This window comes from Thalassoglobus polymorphus, from assembly GCF_007744255.1.
Taxonomy (GTDB): domain Bacteria; phylum Planctomycetota; class Planctomycetia; order Planctomycetales; family Planctomycetaceae; genus Thalassoglobus; species Thalassoglobus polymorphus.
On the sequence record NZ_CP036267.1, the window covers coordinates 1,877,453 to 1,896,401 of the forward strand.

General features: G+C 50.8%; 12 protein-coding genes. 3 read left to right on the plus strand and 9 right to left on the minus strand.

The window, feature by feature from the left end:
• Window positions 1-87 precede the first annotated feature (87 nt).
• From Mal48_RS06850 to Mal48_RS06860, 3 genes are all read left to right on the plus strand, one after another.
• Window positions 88-1,401, plus strand: coding sequence for a DUF1501 domain-containing protein (locus Mal48_RS06850; protein WP_145197375.1), 1,314 nt, complete (start codon window positions 88-90; stop codon window positions 1,399-1,401).
• Window positions 1,402-1,927: 526 nt separating this feature from the next.
• Window positions 1,928-2,263 (plus strand): hypothetical protein, encoded by a 336-nt coding sequence (locus Mal48_RS06855; protein WP_145197377.1) that lies wholly within the window; start codon window positions 1,928-1,930, stop codon window positions 2,261-2,263.
• Window positions 2,264-2,784: 521 nt separating this feature from the next.
• A complete protein-coding gene (locus tag Mal48_RS06860) occupies window positions 2,785-3,864 on the plus strand; it encodes a formylglycine-generating enzyme family protein (protein ID WP_197442129.1) in 1,080 nt (359 codons plus the stop codon).
• Between the two features lie 203 nt (window positions 3,865-4,067).
• On the opposite strand, the gene ilvA is transcribed toward Mal48_RS06860, so the two are convergent.
• The 9 genes from ilvA to Mal48_RS06905 form a co-directional block, all read right to left on the minus strand.
• The gene (ilvA, locus tag Mal48_RS06865) at window positions 4,068-5,588 is read right to left on the minus strand and encodes a threonine ammonia-lyase, biosynthetic (protein ID WP_145197381.1); all 1,521 of its coding nucleotides are present in this window, start codon (window positions 5,586-5,588) and stop codon (window positions 4,068-4,070) included.
• 367 nt (window positions 5,589-5,955) lie between these two features.
• Entirely contained in the window at window positions 5,956-7,056 is a 1,101-nt protein-coding gene (locus tag Mal48_RS06870) for a type III polyketide synthase (protein ID WP_145197383.1), read from the minus strand.
• Window positions 7,053-8,210, minus strand: a complete 1,158-nt coding sequence (locus Mal48_RS06875; RefSeq protein WP_197442130.1) for an NAD(P)/FAD-dependent oxidoreductase — start codon at window positions 8,208-8,210, stop codon at window positions 7,053-7,055. Before Mal48_RS06875 ends, Mal48_RS06870 begins: the two co-directional genes overlap by 4 nt.
• Entirely contained in the window at window positions 8,207-8,941 is a 735-nt protein-coding gene (locus Mal48_RS06880) for a methyltransferase domain-containing protein (RefSeq protein ID WP_145197387.1), read from the minus strand. Before Mal48_RS06880 ends, Mal48_RS06875 begins: the two co-directional genes overlap by 4 nt.
• A 398-nt stretch (window positions 8,942-9,339) precedes the next feature.
• A complete protein-coding gene (locus Mal48_RS06885; protein ID WP_145197390.1) occupies window positions 9,340-12,321 on the minus strand; it encodes an FG-GAP-like repeat-containing protein in 2,982 nt (993 codons plus the stop codon).
• Window positions 12,322-12,372: 51 nt separating this feature from the next.
• Window positions 12,373-12,801 carry a carboxypeptidase-like regulatory domain-containing protein gene (locus Mal48_RS06890; RefSeq protein ID WP_145197392.1) on the minus strand — a complete coding sequence of 143 codons (429 nt, stop codon included), beginning with the start codon at window positions 12,799-12,801 and terminating at the stop codon, window positions 12,373-12,375.
• A 248-nt stretch (window positions 12,802-13,049) separates the two neighbouring features.
• A complete protein-coding gene (locus Mal48_RS06895) occupies window positions 13,050-14,039 on the minus strand; it encodes a DUF1559 domain-containing protein (protein WP_145197394.1) in 990 nt (329 codons plus the stop codon).
• A gap of 829 nt (window positions 14,040-14,868) precedes the next feature.
• Window positions 14,869-17,403 (minus strand): DUF1592 domain-containing protein, encoded by a 2,535-nt coding sequence (locus Mal48_RS06900; protein WP_145197396.1) that lies wholly within the window; start codon window positions 17,401-17,403, stop codon window positions 14,869-14,871.
• 8 nt (window positions 17,404-17,411) lie between these two features.
• Window positions 17,412-18,695 (minus strand): DUF1552 domain-containing protein, encoded by a 1,284-nt coding sequence (locus Mal48_RS06905; protein WP_145197398.1) that lies wholly within the window; start codon window positions 18,693-18,695, stop codon window positions 17,412-17,414.
• Window positions 18,696-18,949: the final 254 nt, after the last annotated feature.

Below are 18,949 nucleotides of genomic sequence, written 5' to 3' on the forward strand. Positions count from 1 at the left end.
ACCAATTCGAAAGATGCACTTGCCGTCACTAGCGACTTGGAGACCTGGCCAATTCATCTTTACTTGAAACATTAAAGTTGAGAAATTATGGAAACTCACCGCCGTCAATTCCTGAAAGGGACTGTAGCATCTGCAATGGCGTCCACGCTTGTAGGTGCTGGTGTTGGATCAAGTAAAACTTGGGCAAGTGACACTTCCCATACGCTTCAGATGCCCCCTTTGGGCAAGGCGGAACACTGCATCGTGCTTTGGTTAGGAGGGGGAGCTTCCCAGATTGATACATGGGATCCAAAGCGACAAAGCAAAGACGGGCTTAAAGATCCCGGTTCTTCATATGCCTCGATTCCGACAGCGATTCCGGGGGCAAAGGTTTGCGAACACCTTTCTCGAACCGCTCCGCTTTTGGATCGGGCTGCCCTCTTGCGAACTGTTCATCATGATGTGATCAATGAGCACTCTGCAGCAGTGAACCGAATGCACACAGGCAGGCCGATCAGCGGGACAGTTGAATATCCCGCTCTTGGTTCGGTTGTTTCACATCTGAAAGGTCCCGCCGGTGATGCTGTTCCGAAATATGTTTTAATGGGTTATCCGACCCCATCCCGGAGTCCTGGATTTCTTGGAGCTGCGGAAGGATATCTGTATCTCACTGAAACAACATCCGGTCCCAAAGGGCTCATCCGTCCCGAGCGCATCAGCCAAAAAAGTTACGACCGTCGCCGACAACTGCTTGATCGACTCAGGGCGGAAGCGACTGTGGAAAATCGTCCTAAACTTCAACAATATGACGAGCTTCTCTCGCAAGGGTTCCGACTTTCTGGTCCAGAATTCATGCAAGTCTTTGATCTGGATAACGAACCAGCTGACTTAAGAAATTCTTACGGTGATGAATTCGGTCAAAGGTGTTTACTTGCTCGACGACTAGTGGAACGTGGAGTTCGATTTGTTGAAGTCACCTCGAACCTGAATTTCGTTAACGGAACTGGTTGGGATACTCATAACGATGGGCATAAAAAACAACACCTTCTGATCCAGAGTTTAGACGCAGCTCTTTCTTCGTTGCTGCTAGACCTCGAAACTCATCACCTGCTCGACAAAACTATGGTCGTCGTCTACTCAGAGTTCGGTCGCCCCGGTCGGTATGATTCCGGTGGCGGACGAAATCATCATAGTAAGGCGTTCAGTACTGTCATTGCGGGCGGCGGGTTGAACACTGGTCAAGTCATCGGCGAAACGGACGACCTCGCAGAGAATCCTCTTTCGCGACCAATTTCCGTCCCAGATTTCTTCGCCACGATTTATCAGACCTTAGGGATTCCACAATCGACGGAACTCGATGCCAGTTCACGTCCGATTCCATTAACCGATGGCGGACGACCACTGCACGAACTATTCACTTAAATGTGAAATGAAGTTCCCCAAGGATAGTGGGCGCCTGATTGAGAGTGTATTCTCTCAGGAAGGAAGATCACCATGTCCCAAACGAAGCGTTCCTCTGGCTCAAATAGACCTCCTCGTCGCAGTTTCACAGAAGAGTTTAAGCGAGATGCTGTGAGTCTTGTTACGGATCAGGGTGACAGCCTCGCAGAAGCAGTTCGCTCTACTGTGTGCCCGTGAAGAACGCATTTTTCCAAAACTGATCCTGAAACTTGAAATCGCTCTCTCAAGCGTTGAGACAAGCGGTTATTCCAGAGGTTCTCGGACTGATTTTAGAAAAAATGCTGTTTGCCACGAGGCAGATCCTGCAAACTAGCTCGAAAGATGCTCTAGACGGGAAGGTTCGTTGACTACGGTCACGCCCATGAATTACGAAGGGACGATCAGCGGAGGAGTCGATGGGACATCTGACGCCGAAAATTTTAACGTCGAATTCCACGACCTTGAGTCGTTCAGCGTTTCATGACTCAGCAGAATTTGGGAGAGTGACATGTGGTGGAGAGCTGTCATTGCAGGTCTTGTCGTCGCTGGTGTGTCACAACTCGCTGATCGCTATCCTCGACTGGGAGCATTATTGTTGACACTTCCAATTGTCAGCATCGTTGCGTTTGTCGCTGTCTGGAATAAGGAACAAGACCTCCCCACTGTCTCTCGGCTCGCGCGGGAAACACTGGTTCTTGTTCCACTCGGCCTCCCCTTCTTTGTTCCCCTGGCTTTTTCACAACGCCTTGGAATCGGGTTCTGGGGCTCGTTTGCCTTAGGGGTATTCCTTGCTTCGATCACCATCGGTCTCTGGTTCTGGCTTGGACCTCAGGCGACGGAATAGCAGCACTGCGATGAAGGATTTCAATTTTTAATGAGAACACATCGATGCTCAGGGTGCATCACAATTCGGATTTTTAAATCTCTGCAATGATTTCTTCATGTTCGAACTTTTGATTGGTTCACTCTACAGATTCTTGAACGTCGGTGATCGACGTGCCCGCTTCTTAATCCCGCATCTGCCCGATTTCAATGTGCTTGATTTCAATGTGCTTGCGAGAGACTTTGCCCGTTGCATCTTCCGGACAGTATGCGCTCAGACTTGCCGTTGTTGATGCGAAGTGTTGTGCCAGACTGCGTGACCATCTACAACTCTGAAAGCACGAAAGTTCTCAAGTCGCTCTTACACTCCCCACTGCGATCGAGATGTTTTGTAGTACGCACTTGAGCAGCTTTCGAAATCATGTTCGCGATCCGCCTGGTAGAGAGACTCAATTTCATTGACGGAACCCGTTGTTCATGGCCATAACGGTAGAGCAAACTGCTCTAGACGAAACGTCTGATTCGTTCAAATTGGAGAGTTCGATGAGATCCCGAAGCGTTCTGAATTTGATTCTGTTCATTGTGATCGGAGTTGCCTCGAATGCGGCGCGCGGTGACGAACCGCAGCAAGGCGCCGTGAAAAAAGCTGACTTGGGCGACGGAGTCATCTTGGAGACGGTGTATATCCCGCCTGGCACATTCTTCATGGGAAGTACACCAGAAGAGAAAATCTGGGCGACTGGAATCGAAGGAGGAGCACAGGCAGGGACTGAACGCGAGTCATACGAAGGCGAAATCCCCCGACCAATGTCGGTCAAGTACGGATTCTGGATGGGGCGCACAGAAGTCACTGTCGGCCAGTTCAAACGGTTTGTGAAAGAGAGCGGATATGTCACTGATGCAGAGAAACCTGGCGGACATACTCAGTGCTTTAATCCCCAATGGACGAGTTATCATCTGACCGGTGAGGTGACTCATCCTTGGGAACCGATGGAGGGGAAAAGTTGGCGCGATCCCAATTTCCAGTTTCCGTTGCGGGATGATTTTCCAGTCGTGTGCGTCAGTTGGACGGACGGACGGGCGTTCGCTAGATGGCTGACGAAACGTGAAAGTGAAGCGGGCCGACTGCCGGATGGACTGGTGTACCGGTTACCTACAGAAGCTGAATGGGAATACGCCTGCCGGGGAGGTAGTCAGGAGAGCCACTACTTCTGGTGGGGAAATGAACTCAGCGAAGGTGAAGGACGTCTGAATATCTCGGCTGTCGATTTCCTGCCTGATCGAAATCAGAAATGGCCTCTGTCCAGTGCACCATGGAGTGACGGATTTGCATTTGTTTCCCCAGTGGATCACTTCGGGGAGCGTGGTCGCAATGGTTTTGGAATTGCCGACATGTGTGGCGGAGTTTGGGAAGTGATTCTGGATCACTTCGACCCCAAAGGAGGTCACGAAGAACTCTTCACTGTTAAAGAGAATCCGCGTCCAGTCTGCCGAGGCGGTAACTATTTCGATGTCCCCGGCAACGCACGCTGTGCGGTTCGTTTGGGGTTGGCTGGCCCTCACTACTCCGACTCTCGGGACGGTTTCCGCATCTGCCTGGGACCTCCGCGAGACCATCAGTGATTCCTGGAGTATTTCCCATTCTTGTTGTGCCTGCGGAGTTTGCTTTGATGACTCCATAGGCTGCTCGCCACAAAGCTGAACGTGAAGACTAGAGTATCTTTCGAATTGGTTTCAGGATCTGTCTCGTAGCACACAGCCAATCACCTGACAAGACGCTCAATCCGCGGACACAAATAACACGAAAGTGTTCTGGCCTGTGTCTTTCAGCGAAGGAATTGTCCGTAGACCGGATTTGCTGTCTCATCGGCATAGCGATATCCGAGCGTGTTGATGAAGTCGCTGAATGCGGGCAAATCTTCGTCGGAAACCTGAATGCCGACGAGGATGCGTCCATAGTCAGCACCTTCATTGCGGTAATGGAACAGGCTGATGTTCCAGTCTGGGTGCATGCTTGAGAGAAACCGCATCAATGCCGCTGGTCGCTCGGGGAACTCAAAACGGTACAACCGTTCGTTTTCACAGAGCGGGCTTCTGCCGCCGATCATGTATCGCAAATGCTGCTTCGAGAGTTCGTCATCTACCAGGTCCAATGCAGCGAACCCCTGCGCAGCCAGCAACTGGCTGATCTCCGGGACTTCTCCACGATGCTGAATTTCCAACCCGACCAGAACATGCGCTTCGTGCTGATCACTGATGCGGTAGCTGAATTCCGTTACGTTGCGATGACCGATTGATTCACAAAGTAGCTTGAAGCTGCCTCGCTCTTCAGGGATGGTGACTGCAAATAATGCTTCCCGCTCGCCTCCCGCATCCGCCCGTTCCGCTACAAACCGCAGACGGTCAAAATTGATGTTGGCTCCGCAAGTAATTGCGACCAGATTCTCACCCTGTAGAGCATGCTTCGCAACGTATTGTTTCAGCCCCGCGATACCCATTGCACCCGCTGGTTCCAGGATGATCCGGGTATCTTCAAAGGCATCCTTGATGGCGGCGCAGACGGAGTCTGAATCGACTTTTACGAAATCATCAACAAGTTCCCGAGTCATGCGGAACGTCTCTTCGCCAACCATTTTCACCGCTGTGCCATCAGAAAAAAGGCCCACATCTTTCAGCTCAACCCGCTCGTTGGCAAGGATCGATTGCAGCATCGCATCAGAATCATTCATCTGGACGCCAATGACCTTGATTTCCGGGCGGACCGCTTTGATGTAAGCTGCCACTCCAGAAATCAGTCCCCCACCCCCGATTGCTACGAACACGGCATGGATCGGACTCTGCAGCTGCCGAAGGATTTCCATACCGACAGTCCCCTGCCCCGCGATAACGTCTGGGTCGTCAAACGGATGAACAAAAACATACTGATGTCGTTGTTGCAATTCGAACGCATGGGCATAAGCATCGGAGTAGCTGTCGCCATGCAGGATCACCTCTCCACCCAGTGCGAGGACTGCGTCGATTTTCAATTTCGGAGTCGTCACAGGCATGACGATATGCGCTTCGCACTCCAAGCGACGGGCACTGAGAGCAACTCCTTGAGCATGGTTCCCGGCGGATGAACAGACAACTCCGCGTGAAAGCTCAGCCGGAGACAGGCGGGCCATTTTGTTGTAAGCCCCGCGCAACTTGAAGCTGTGTACTGGCTGCGTATCTTCACGTTTCAACCAGACCTGATTCCCAAGGCGATCCGATAATTTGTTCGCCGGGTTGAGCGCTGTTTCGATTGCGACATCATAAACTTTGGCGTTCAGAATTCTTTGTAAATAATCCAGCAGATGTTGTTTCATGATTATCGCAATTTCGAATGAGTGTTCGCGTTCTGCCTCGTGGCATACAGCAATTTTACTGGTGAAACGCGTTTTTTACGGGCACAGGCAACACGAAAGTGTTCCAGCAAATGAATCCGTATGTGAAATGATCAATGACCCGCCAAGAATATCAAGACCAGCACAACCTCACCACGAACCGCCGAGTTCTGACGTGATGCCAAATCTCAAGTCTCAATAATCTGGCGACACTCGCGGTCTGCCATCCGGGAGCATTCAAATCAACCTACTGCTGCACTTGAACAGGCAGAAGTGACAAAGAAGTTTTTGTTGATTGGATGACTTCTCGGCGCTGATCAGCTGGCATCACTCAATGTAAGGTGATCAATCAATCAATAAATAAAGCTGCTTCAATCGTGATCCCCGGTCCAAAGCCGATGCTAAGGCAAGGAAGTTGACTTTGTTCTTCGAGCATTCGCTGAATAATAAAGAAGACTGTGGTGGAACTCATGTTTCCAAAGTTTTGGAGAACGTATCGCGAATGAGCTAAGGCTTCATCGGGAAGTTGCATCGCTTTCTGAAACGAAGAGAGGATACGAGGCCCGCCCGGGTGAACCGCCCAGCTCTTGATGTCGTCCAGTTGAAGTTGATGCTCCGCCAACCAGCCTTCTAACCACGGCCTGACTTGTTCTTCAATCAATTGAGGCAACTTGGGAGACAAGGACATTTCAAACCCCAGCTTCCGGACCTTCCAGGTCATCATGTCATCGCTCTCGGGAATGACATGAGAAGCGGAATCTTTCGCAATCCATGAGGTCGATTTCGACCGCTGAACTGCTTGACCTGCGCCAACGAGAGCGATTGAACCATCTGCAAATAATGCATTGGAAACAATCTGATCGGCGCCTCCTTGATACTGATAATGCAAAGAGCACAGTTCTGTGGCACAGAGTAGAACAGAGGCGTTCGGGTCGCTTTCAGCGATGGCTCTCGCGACACGAAGCCCGTTCAGCCCACCGTGACACCCCATAAATCCGACATGGGTCCGTTGCACAGAGGGCAGCAGAGGGGTTTCTCTGAGTAAATATAAGTCGAATCCGGGAGCGGAGAAGCCGGTGCATGAGACCGTCACGAGATGCGTGATTTGCTCCGGTGAGATGCCTGAGTCCGCAATGGCATTGCGAACCGCTTGCAAGGCGAGTGGACCAGAGAGTTCTTCGAAGAACTCCATCCGCTGAGTGATTGAAGGGCCTGCGTACTCAGGACCGCTGCCACGTGGAAGATACAAGGTCTGCCGTTCGGATAACGGCCCCTCGGAACTGTTCAACACCGCACTGAAGCGTCGCTTCACACCGGTTCGTTCGTACAAAACCGGTAACAGCTTACGTTCTCTTTCCGTTCCGAGAAAAAAGTGTTCAGCGATTTCAAATCGATCTTCTAATTGATACGCATGCTCAGGGAGTGCGGTACCGAGTCCAAGTATTCTCATGATGAATATGATTTTTCTGAAGGCTCTCCGTGGATTGATTTGATAATCGGAGTTGCCAGAAAGGGAACGCATCGCAGCACGACTAAGGCTGTGGATATAAGCTTGGGAAACCGCATGACACGTTTAAGAAAGCCAATACTCCACTGCCGTTGAGAGACAGCTTGACGATAAGTCTGTTCCCATTGTTCAATGAGTTTGTCGTCCCAGTGTTCGATTGCTGAAAGGAAGACTGGGAGTCCTGCTTGAGCACTTGAAAACGCCCAGGCCATCCCTTCTCCCGTAAAAGGTTCCACATACCCTGCAGCATCGCCAAGGATGAAGAGCCTTTCTCCTGCAACGTGACTGCGGCGACGACTCAGCAGCGGAGTTCCCGTCCACTCAGTCGAATCGATTCCACTTGGGACTGGAAAACCAGCTGACCGAATTAGATCAGAGATGATTGCAGCCAAGTTTTTGTTTTTTCGAATTGTGTCAGATCGTAAAGCTGCCGCCAAATTTAATCGACCATCTTCAAGAACAACCAGCCCCACATACCCTGCCGGACCGGTCGCCATGTAGATGGTCTGAGATTCATAAAGTTTAGAGGACGGAAGAATGGTGGAGAAGCCAATTTTGTTATGTTGAGCGATCTTCTCAGCTCGCGCATCAGGTAAGATGCGGTGTGCTAAGCCTCCACAAGCCAGCACGATTTTGCCCTGTACAGTTTGGCGTTGGTTGTCCTGACTGATTGCGACTTCACGTATGTTTCCGGGATGTTCAAGAATCGTGGCGCTGGCTTCCTGAAGAAAAGTTGCGCCTGCCTCGATTGCGCGTTTGGCCAGCCTTTCATCCAGTACGGATCGCGAGATTGTCAGGCCGTTCGAAGTTTTCAATCGAAGCTGACGTTGGTTCGCTCCCAAGACGAAACTTTCGCAGTTCACCGCTCCGGCCAGCACTTCTGCTAAGCCGAGTTCAGACAACGTTTGCACTGCACGACCACTCAGGCAACAGCCGCAAACTTTCTCACGCGGGAATCGTTTTTTGTCAATCAGTAAAACTTTTTGACCACTCTTTGCCAACAAAAACGCCGATGTCGCCCCTGCTGGACCGGCTCCGATCACAATGGCATCCCAGAGAGTAGTTGTAAGAGAGGTGAGCGGCTGAGATTCTTTCACGAATTTGCCGATGTTGAAGGTGTCCAGCGGAGCAGCATTCGCTCAGGGAAAAACTTCTGAATTTGTGCAGATCCCAGTTCGGCACTTAGACTGATTTCTCGAAGTTCTTCGGGAGTGAAAGCTGCCTCGACAGAAAGTGGTCCATCAGTGTGAACAATTTTCGAAGAAGAGAGGAGCCGTGTTCCCACCCAGGCAAGGAGATGTCCAGTTCGGCTGCGAACCAGATCACTCACCAGCAACTCGTGTTCTGCTGCGGCGGACATTTTCCGAAGGACACTCACTGCGTCTGGGATCTCTAAGTGATGTAAGAAAAGTGAGCAGAAGACGACATCATGGGGCGGCAAGCGAGCATCACCGAGAATGTCAAACTGTAATGTTTCAAGGTCCACACCAGCTTGGGTCGCATTCGCTTGTGTTTGTTGAACAGCGGTGCTGCTGATGTCCAATCCCGTGAATTTCAGCGAAACGTGATTTCGACGTGCTCGCTGACCTAGCTCCACGAGGACATCACCACCACCACACGCGACATCGAGCACGGTGAGAGGCCGCTTAAGACGACGGCTGAGCTTCCGAATTGAATGCCAGAGCTTCCTCGTCGTCATCGACACTTTATTGATCCGCCGCAAACCCTCCAGAGCCTGACGATGCTCTCCAGCATCAAGTTCTGGATCATCCATCAATTCTGCGACTAAATGCCGTTCGAGAAGATCAGGGAAAAGTTGTGTATGCATAAAGATCAGCGATCACATTTTTCGAATTGGTGCTCGGGGCTGTCTGGTGGCGAGCAGTCTATGAAGTCATGAAAGTGATCTACACGGGCACGACAAGCATTGAAAATGCTTTGATCAACGATTGTGTCACACGGTTCGGTTGCGAGATCACCTCGGTCTTCGAATTGCGTTCCATTGTACGGAAAAGTCCAGAACCAAACCATTCGCGTTCTGAATCCATAAATCAAAGTCGACCGGAACTTGATAGCATTTTTCAAATGGAGCTTCGCGTTCTGTTCTATGGTGAACAGCTATTTCCTGGAGAAGCGAGATTGGCACCGGCACGCGGAAGAGAGAATTGCTATCGGTTGAAATCGACACATGAGGCACAATTCGTGTCCGATTCCCAATAGCATGGGTCAATCATGCGGAAGGTGGAGTGGTTCTGAGCTTGATTCGATGAACAAAAGTTCGGTGTCGACCGGAATCTTATCAAACTTCTGGTTCATCCCTGAAGGCCAGCGGATAGTCAATTTCTCGACAGTCTCAGCCGAGCCGATTCCAATGATCATCCGTCTTTCGTTGGACGCCTGAAATCCGTCGCCCGCTGTCAATTCGCGGACGAGATGTTTCCCACCAGCTGAGACTGAAACGAGACTCCCGATAGCATCGCGGCTGGATTCAGTCCCGCGAAGTTGAAGGCTGACGAAGTGCCCTGCGTCTTCGGTTTTATTCGTCAATAAGGCAAATGGGGCATCGAGATGTGAGACAGCGATGTCATCGCGGCCGTCACGATTCCAATCGAGTCGGGCCAGTCCGCGACCGAGGATTTTCTTCTTGAAGTATGGGCCTAAAGAGTCAGCTGAAACTTCAGTGAAGGTCCCCTGTCCATCGTTTGAGAAAAACTGAGCAGGCATCTCAAATGGAATTCCTTCGGTACTCAAATCATCGATATGACCGTTTGCAACAATGAGGTCAAGATCCCCATTCAAGTTGGCATCGATGAACTGTGTCCCGAATCCGAGCATCTTTAAACTGGGGTGATGAAGTTGATTCGCGCGAGTGGAGTCCTCGAATAGCCCATCGGTTGTCTGTTGGTAAAGAGTGTTGGATTCATTATGGAAATTCGTCACGAACAGATCAATCAGTCCATCATTGTTCGCGTCACCGGCGGCGACTCCCATGCATGCTTCGGGAATCCCACTTTCGTTAATTGCCAATCCGCTCACGAGGGCCTGATCCTCAAATTGCAGTTGCTCCTGTGGTGACGTCGCAGACTTGACCAGATAGAAATTCGGGACAGCGTCATTCGCCACAAACAGGTTCAGCTCCCCTGCTCTTGCGCCCGACATCGCGACAATTCCTAGCCCTTTTCCATCGGGCAATTCAATTCCCGAAGTGTTGGTGATGTCAAGAAAAGTCCCCTCTCCCTGATTTAAGTAGAGTCGGTCTTGTGCTCCCGGAAATTGCCGTGGGGAGCAACTTCGTGGTTGATCTCCTTCTCCAGCGCAAACCCGTGTGAAGACATCTGCTCCACCCAGATAATTCACAACGTACAAGTCCGGAAGGCTGTCTCCATTGAGATCAGCGAGGAGGCAACTGCTCGACCACTCGTGACCCGCCGTCCCTGTTTGAGCGGTGATCTCCTCGAAGGTACCGTCCCCGTTATTCATCAAAAAACAATTGGTGTGGAGATTGGCAATATACAAATCGGAAAGTCCATCATTGTTGAAATCTCCGACAGTGACTCCGCCGCCAAAATGGGAATCTGTTGTTCCGGACTTTGCACTCACTTCGACGAAACGAATTCCATCGAGGTTTCGGTAAAGGCGATCACTCCATGAACCGCCGGGATTTCCTTTTGGCCTGTCACTTCCCTGAGTGAGATACAGGTCCGGCCATCCATCATTGTCGAAGTCGACAACGCCGACTCCACCACCATTGAATTCGTACATCCGACGCGTTTGGTGTTCACGCGGGGCACCGTTGTAGAAAGTCATTTCGATGCCGGCCTCAGCAGCCTGATCCTGAAAACGAACGTTCGTTGCAGCGGTCTCGGACTCTGCTAAATCGGGAGTTTGTGGAGGCGACTCATGAAGATTGAGTTCAGGGAGTGGAAAATTCGACAGGTCCACAGCGAATGCCGGGTTTGATTCAGCGACGACTCGATCAAGAGAAAGCGCGGATAGTTCGGGCCTGATGAGTTGAAGCATCTGCTCCGGCCATTTGATTTGCGGATGATGTAACTGCATCAGCGAAGACCATCCAAAGACTTCCCACTTCATGCCGAGAGAATGTGCCAGTTCGGCCGCCTGGCGAATGGCGTTAAGATTTTCACCAGTCCATGCTGTACTGACGGTCGTGAAATACCTCTCCAGTAATTTGGAGTGGTCCAGGAATCGCTCGGCGTCTTCGTGACGATCTTCCACCTGTAACAACTGCGACAACTGGTACGATGACTGAACTTGTGCGGGATCGATTTTAAGTCCTTCCCAGAAGCAACGAATCGCTTCTCGAGGTTTCGAATGGGCTCGTGACCAGTTTCCGATAAGTTTCCAGTAACCGGGATGCTTTTGGATCTCTTCAGAAACGGAACTGTGCCAGGCCACGAAATCGGAGTCCCTCTTCTGCTCCAGCAGCAACTCCCCGAGTTTGACCTGAGCTTCCAGATCGCCGGGGCTCAAGCGAAGGCAAGTTCTTAAGAGTTCCTCGGCAGTTGCGAAATCCTGTCGGTCGGTTGCCTGCCGCGCCATCCCGACAAGGATAAGAGGATCTTCCGGAGAGGCCTGATAGAATTCGGCAAGCTCGTCGACGTTTTGCAACAGGGAATCCCCATCACAAAGCAGATAAAGATCGATCGGGCTCGCCTGGTTCGCCCGAATGAGTTGCAGGCGATACGGTATCACTTCCCAGTTTCGACCACCGATTCCAAGCAGGTAAGCGATCCGGTGAATGGCGAGCGTATTCTCAGGCTCGAGTTCCAGGACGCTGCGATAAACCTCGGCGGCTTTGGACGGACGCTTCAGGTGAGTAAAAAGAATCTCGGCGGTTTCAAGTTTTGCCGTCGTTGTCAGCGGTCCCGCATCATCGGGAATTTGTCGAAGATACCCCAGTGCTTTATCAAAATCTTGAGTGCCAGACGCAGATTGCCCTGCGATCAACAAGGCCTTGGCGTTCAGAGGTTCAAGCCGCAGCGACCGCTCCGCCAGAGACAAGGCTCGAGGGTAATCTTTGCGGTCTAAAGCAGCTCTAGCTCGTGAGATCTCTTCGGCCGCAGAGCGTTGATTGAGAGAAAAACCAACCACGAGAAGAGTGATGGTTGCAAGAAGGATCGCACCGATCACCACCACTCTACGTACAGACCCATTTTGCTCTGAAGGCGACGAAGAAGTGGTGGTCATGGATGTCTCTTAAGCTGCGTGTCCGTGAGATGATCTCGGAGGCACTCAGCGTTAGGGCGATAATTCAAGAGGAATAGTGTTCTTTCCTTCCTCAATTGTCGCGGTCAGGTCTGTCGTTGTTTCGCTTTGATATTTTTGGGGAACGTCCTTCAATCCCTTGTTGGCATCTGCTTTTGGATTTTCTGAAGGAGGACTGTCTCCCAGTCCAGCAGAGGTCAAATAAACTTTATATTGGCCAACTGGCAAAGGGCCTTCGAAAGTAAATTCTCCGTCCGACGTGAGATCTGCCGAGCCAGCAGCCCCGATGGTCGCTGATGTTAATGTGATTTTTCCGGGGAAAACAGGTTCCCCATTCAGCTTGACTGATCCGGAGACTCTTCCACTGGGAGCCTTGTCACCTCCGCCACCACAACCAGCGATGAGGCACAAGTTTAACAGAACAACGAGAGTGAATCCAAGTTTTCTTGAGAGGTAAGGCATTCGATCGGGTTTCAATTAAACTGTTATACTGTTCGAGAAAAATATCAATTTCGGACTTCAGAGAGATCTTTTGAAGTCGATTGTAGTTTCGAATTTGTGTTCGAGGTTGATCTCGTGGCGAGCAGTCTATGAAGTCACGAAGGTGGTCTTCACAGGTACACAAAGAGTTGTGAAAGCTCTGATTGAGGGTGAGTGGCTCGCGGCCGCTCACCCTCAACAAGCTGTTCGCTCTTCAAGATTCAGCGTTCTTAGAACTCGCCGATGACCTGTCCATCTTTTGCACTACCGAGTGCCCAAAGAGTGTTGATATCGAGGTTTTCAGAGAGAAAACGGACAGAACCGTCACCCATGACGATTTGAACTCCACCGACATGCTCTGAAGTGAGCGGACCGTTTGAGTTGTAAGTCTGGTCGCCACCTGGAGGAGCAACTTCTGGGTTCGGGCTGTATCGAATTGTGCGAACTCCTGCTCCCCAGCTGTTGATACTTGAGTACCCAGCCCAGCCACCATAGTAGTTGGCTCGGTAGTCACGGTTGTTGATCAACCCTGATTGTTCTCCGATGATCATAGTGTTTGAAGTACCATCTCTGGCATCTCGCATTCTTGCCACGGCACCAATTCGCATGAGTCCGTTATTGCATGCGTAACCACCGTAGATCTCTGTTCCACAGTCCTGATTGAAAGGAGCCACACCAGAATACGATCCACTGATGCCGACGTAATCCATCGTCATTGCAGTCTCGTTACCAAGTGAAGCGTCAGGGGAAGGTGTTCCGTTGTTCGTGACAGGGCTTGTTGAAATGTTGAAGCTGTCGGTTGTTGAAGAAGGACATTTATAAGCGGGGATGAGCTGATTGTTCAGCGCCTGGTTGGCGAGTTGCCATCCGGCTGAGGTATTGCCGCTCCCTGCAGCATATCCATGTTGTGGCCGTGGAGTTTGAGTTAACTGGTTGTACAACGGAGCTTGATCAAGGTAAGGCAAGATCGAGGCTCTCCAGTTTGCCCGATAGTACGGAGTTTGTGCACCGATCGGGAAGGTTGAGTACACGTCGTGATAGTTGTGTAGAGCCAGCCCCATTTGCTTCAAGTTGTTTTTGCACTGAGTGCGGCGAGCTGCTTCCCGTGCCTGCTGAACTGCAGGCAGCAAGAGGGCGACCAAAATCGCGATGATTGCAATGACAACCAACAATTCAATCAGTGTGAATCCTTTGGCCGATTTAGTTCGATAACGTTGCATTCTCTCAATCACTTTCGGTGAAATTTGTTTGAAAAGTAAACTTACATGAATTTAGTGTTCTGCTTATTTAGCAGGCACTAGCCTAAAAGAATTGCCAGGAGTTTTCGGATATGAATGGTTTTCTTGGCAATTTTGTTAAAGAATCTCTAAACACCTTCTTTAATATTAAAATGATCGCAAATTAGATGCCATTTGAGAACGTTGATGTTACTGGGGCTTCAGATAAGATCTTGTACCAGCGACGAACGTCTGAATGCGTGTCGCGTGTTACACCATTCGCATAAGAGGTTGCTTGATTGTTTGTGCGATGGTCTGTTTTACTCGTAACCTAAGTTTGGCGAAATCGGGGAGTCCCCATCTTCTGATACCGGTGTTACGAGAGTCTCACGGAATGTGAGGATCTGAAGAGATGTTTGTGAAGAATCGACAACAGAATCCTGAGCAAAATTTATGTCCTTCAGAGTGAATGTCAACCCCCGAAACGATTCAGATGTTACAGAAAAAAGAGATCAGGAATTCGATCCAGTCTCTCGATGCCACAGTCGAAGTGACTGTCTCTCTCAACATATCCGTTGTCACTAATGTGTTGAGTGCCACTGCATTCCTGTGCTTCTGTATAAACTCCAGAAGGTCTGCGAAGTTGTCAGAGTTTTTATATTTTCCTGCGTTTTTTTTAGAGTTTTTTTCGTTGGCGAGGCTGCTCCAACAGTTGTTTTGGCTCACTTGCTCCATTGAGGAGACTTTGAAGTCTTGAAGGTCGCTTTCACTGAAACGCGAGAAAACGCTCTGTTCTGGAACGTGGATTCGCTCGATCGGTCAAGCATTCAAATCATCGTGAACGGAAGGTCTTGGAGGTCAGAACTTCTGTCACGAGGGACTGCAGCCCATAGTTTTCAGCTTTCGTACGTTCCAAAATGTCTTCGATTTCGAACTGATCTGTCCGTTCCATATGGCGGCCGGTGGAGTAAGTGAGCAGTTTCTCGATCAGGGTCCGAGTGAAAAGGTCGAGGCGGGTCTTGACCAGAACTTGTTTGAAGCTTTCGAAGTCCTGATATGTTTCTCCTGAGGGAAATTTTCCTGTCGGGTCGACCTTGGGAGCCGGCTTCTTTCCTTTCGGCTCAGGGTACTTGCTACGCCAGCGACCGATAGGGTCGAAGGATTCGAGTGCATGGCCGTGTGGATCGATATTCCGATGACAAACGTAGCACGTTTGGTCAGTGCTATGGATTGATAATCTCTCGCGAATCGAGGTCGCACCACTGACATCCGGTTCGATGGCTGGAACTTCGTCAGGCGGTGGTGGCGGGGGCATCCCCATCAGGTTCCCCAGTACCCAGACACCGCGTGTGACTGGAGAGGTCTCCACGCCATTGGCGCTGACGGTCAGAACGCCCGCCATGCCCATCAGGCCGCCACGCTGTTTGTTACCAGCCAGGCTGACTCGCTGAAAGCCATCAGCCAGGCGGAGTGTCTCTCGTTCGGGGAGCCGGTAGAGATTGGCCAGATTCTTGTCGACAAACGTGTAGTCAGCATCCAGAAAATCAATGACTGATCCGTTTTCGTCAAGCAGCGAACGGAAGAACAGACGAGCTTCCTGCTTCATCGATTCGGGCAAATTCTGGGCGTAGTACTCCCAGGCAGATTTTCGAGGGGGTGGGAGATCACCAATGTTTCGCAGGTTGAGCCAGCTATCAAGAAAGCCGTTAACGAATTCATCGGAACGCGGATCGTTAAGCAGGCGAAGAACCTGTTTTTTTAATTCATCCGTGTCCGTCAAACGACCAGATTCGGCAACAGCGAAAAGCTCGTCGTCGGGTGGTGCTGACCAAAGGGCGTAAGAAAGTCGGGAGGCAAGGTCATACGATTGCAACTCGCTTTGGTCTTCAGGAGTGATCTCGCTGAGATAAAGAAAGGATGGCGAGCAAAGCATCATCTTCACTGTGTCGAGTGCCGCTTGACGTGGTGTCGCTTGGTCAGCCAAGCGTTTGTTGTACAGAGTTTCAATGCGTTGTTGATCGCGTTCATTCAGCGGACGCCGGTAAGCTCGTTTTGCAAAGGCATACAGTTGCTCGATCGCACGGTCTTCCTGAAACCCCTTTTTTCCAAACACGGCAAGTTCTTCTTTTCCGCCGCCTGGTTCCTCAATTGGTCCGTGGACTTTTATCTCTCCGATCTTAATATGTGGCAGTGCTCCTTCCCGAAGAAGTGAGGTCCGGCTGACTCCCACTTTGGGATTCTTGAATTCATCCTTGTAGCGTTTGTTGGTTGTAATCACAGAAGCCCGTGACTCATATGGGCCGTTCGGAAAGATGAAACGAGGCGTCTGTCCTGCTTCAAGCCAGACACGAAAACTCAACCATTCCGGTTGGTCATCCGGGACAACGGCACTTGCCAAGATCGGCTCGATGGCTTGCGGGTAGTGAATGTGCCCTTTTGTCGCGTCGCCCGGAACGATTGCCAGCTGAAAAGGCTCTGAAAAATCGATTCGGAAAATCTTCGGATCGTAGTGTGTGTCACGATGCATGGCTTGAACGTTGACTTCGATGTCATAGAGTCCAGAGACAGGAACTCCCTCTAGAAAGTCCTCGATGTGTCCATATCCGCCTTGCCGCGTATCTGTGTTAGGCTGCTCGTAGAGGCAAAGATATTCATATTTGAAGACTGTCCTGTGTGGGCCGGACAGTTCTTCATATTGTCGAAAATTGTCAGTGAAGTGCCACGATTTTGGTTTCATGGCAGGTTTTCCGAGACGTGTTTCGACCAGTCGATTGGCTGCTGCAAAGTACTGGTCGAGCAAAAAACCTGAGGTCACCAGAGACTTGCCGATGTTGTCCATCTGTTGGCTGGTCTCTTCTTTTGGGAAGTCCGCCGTTAACCCGAGTGTGTCGACTCGACGATCGAAGAGAGTCGCCAGGGTGTTGACATATTCGCGATTAGAAAGCCGGCGCATGACTGTGCGTCCCCCCGAGCTTTCGAATTGAGTACGAGCATCTTGGACGCTGCCTCGCAAAGCGTTGATCACAGTCAGACGCTGTTTGTCAGTTGGCTGATCTTCGTCGATAGGTGGCATATTCCGGAGCGTCAGCTGATCAATGATTTCATTGGCTGTGATCAGGTGCTGCTCGGATTTGATCGGTAGCGAGAACGTTTCGAATTCTCGCTCTCCATCGGCAGTGGTGGCGTCATGACACTGGGTACAATATTGCCCAAGAAATTTGGCAACGACCGTACCATGCTCTGAATCCGCACCACTCTGCTGAGAGCTCGCTTCCGCACCATAAGTCGATGACGACGCTGCAATGCAGAAGGCGAGAATCCAGCAGGAACGAAATGTTCCGTGACAATCAGACACAAGGGAAGGCATGCTCATGTTTACGAGTACGTTCCAGTACTAGTCCCGAACGATTCCTTCTGGACGCCCATTCGCTGAGCGATATCAAGGAAGAGGTTGCACAGCGGAACCTTTCCAGGTCCGCTGGATGGAGTCTGCTTGAATTCTCCCTTTCCATAGCCACCGCCGGCCAGGACAATCGGCAGGTCAGTATTGGTATGAGAGTTCGCACTACCGATACCGCTCCCGAAGAGTACTGTTGTCGAGTCAAGCAGCGTCTGTTCGCCATCTTGCATTCCGGCAAGACGGGTCAAGAATTTCCCGTAATGCTCCAGTTGATATTTTTCGAGAGTCACTAAGTGTGCGACAGTTTCTTCATCGTTGCCATGATGTGATAGGCCGTGATAGGACTTCTCGATCCCAAGATGCTGTGGCAAAAAGCTGCCACCGATTTCCAGCGTTGCGATTCGTGTCGAGTCTGTCTGTAACGCGAGTGCGATCAACTCATACAGCATCGGAAGATCTTCGACCGTATTGAGATTGGCTGGCTGGTCAAAAGGTCGCTGCGGTTTGGGTTGATCAGCCCAGCGTTTGCGGAGTTCCAGTCGTTTTTCAACATCGCGGATCGAGCTGAAATACTCGTCGAGCTTCGCTTTGTCTTCGTAGTTGACTCGTTTCGAAAGTGATCCCGCTTCCTCGCGAATTGAATCGAGAATAGAAGTCTGCAAAGCGTTCGCCTTCACCTTTTGCTCGTGGCGGCTTTCCGAATCGGTGACAAAGAGCTTTTGAAACAGCTCTGCCGGGCCAGTGATCGGTGGGACGCGAACGCCAGATTTGGTCCAGGAGAGCTGACACCCACCATGGATGCCACCTTCTGATCCAACCGTAAGTGATGGAAATCGAGTTTGATCCCCGACTTCATCAGCAAGGAACTGGTCGATGGTAACATTGCCATCCGATCGGTTCTTGGACTCGTGATGCAGCAAACCCGAGAGAAACGTGTGGACTGCGAAGTGACCACCGCGAAGCCCGTGATCAAGTCCGCGATAAACTGTGATCTGCTCACGGTTCGCAGCCAGTGGCTCGAGCAGCGGCGTCTCTTCAAAACCTTTTCCCTTCGTTTTTGGGAAGAAATGCTTCTGTTGAAACCCCAGCAAGTTCCCAATGGCAACAAATCGGCGGGCTCCAACGCCTGCACCGCGCGACTCCGCAACAGCTGGTGTCCCGCTAATCGATCCAGCCATCAAAGATGGCAGGCCAGGCAAAGCGAGAGATCCTGCAACGGATCGGATGAAAAAACGGCGACGATCGATGGTTTTGTTCATGCTGGCAGCCTATTGAAATAAAGGAAAACCCACAATTCGCAAAAAAATCCTCCATGCCTCAAAAAATCAAAATGGCTGAGGAGGTTTCAAACGACCGCTCTTGGATTTATCAACAAACAGCGGGTCGCGGGGGGATTCGGGTGAGGGAGTCTGGAGGGTTCTTGAAGCGTTGAAGTCACAGTGTTCAGGAGCAGGAGGAAGAAATCTACGAGGACAGTTTTCACCATGTCTGAGTCAATCGCTTCAATCAAGTC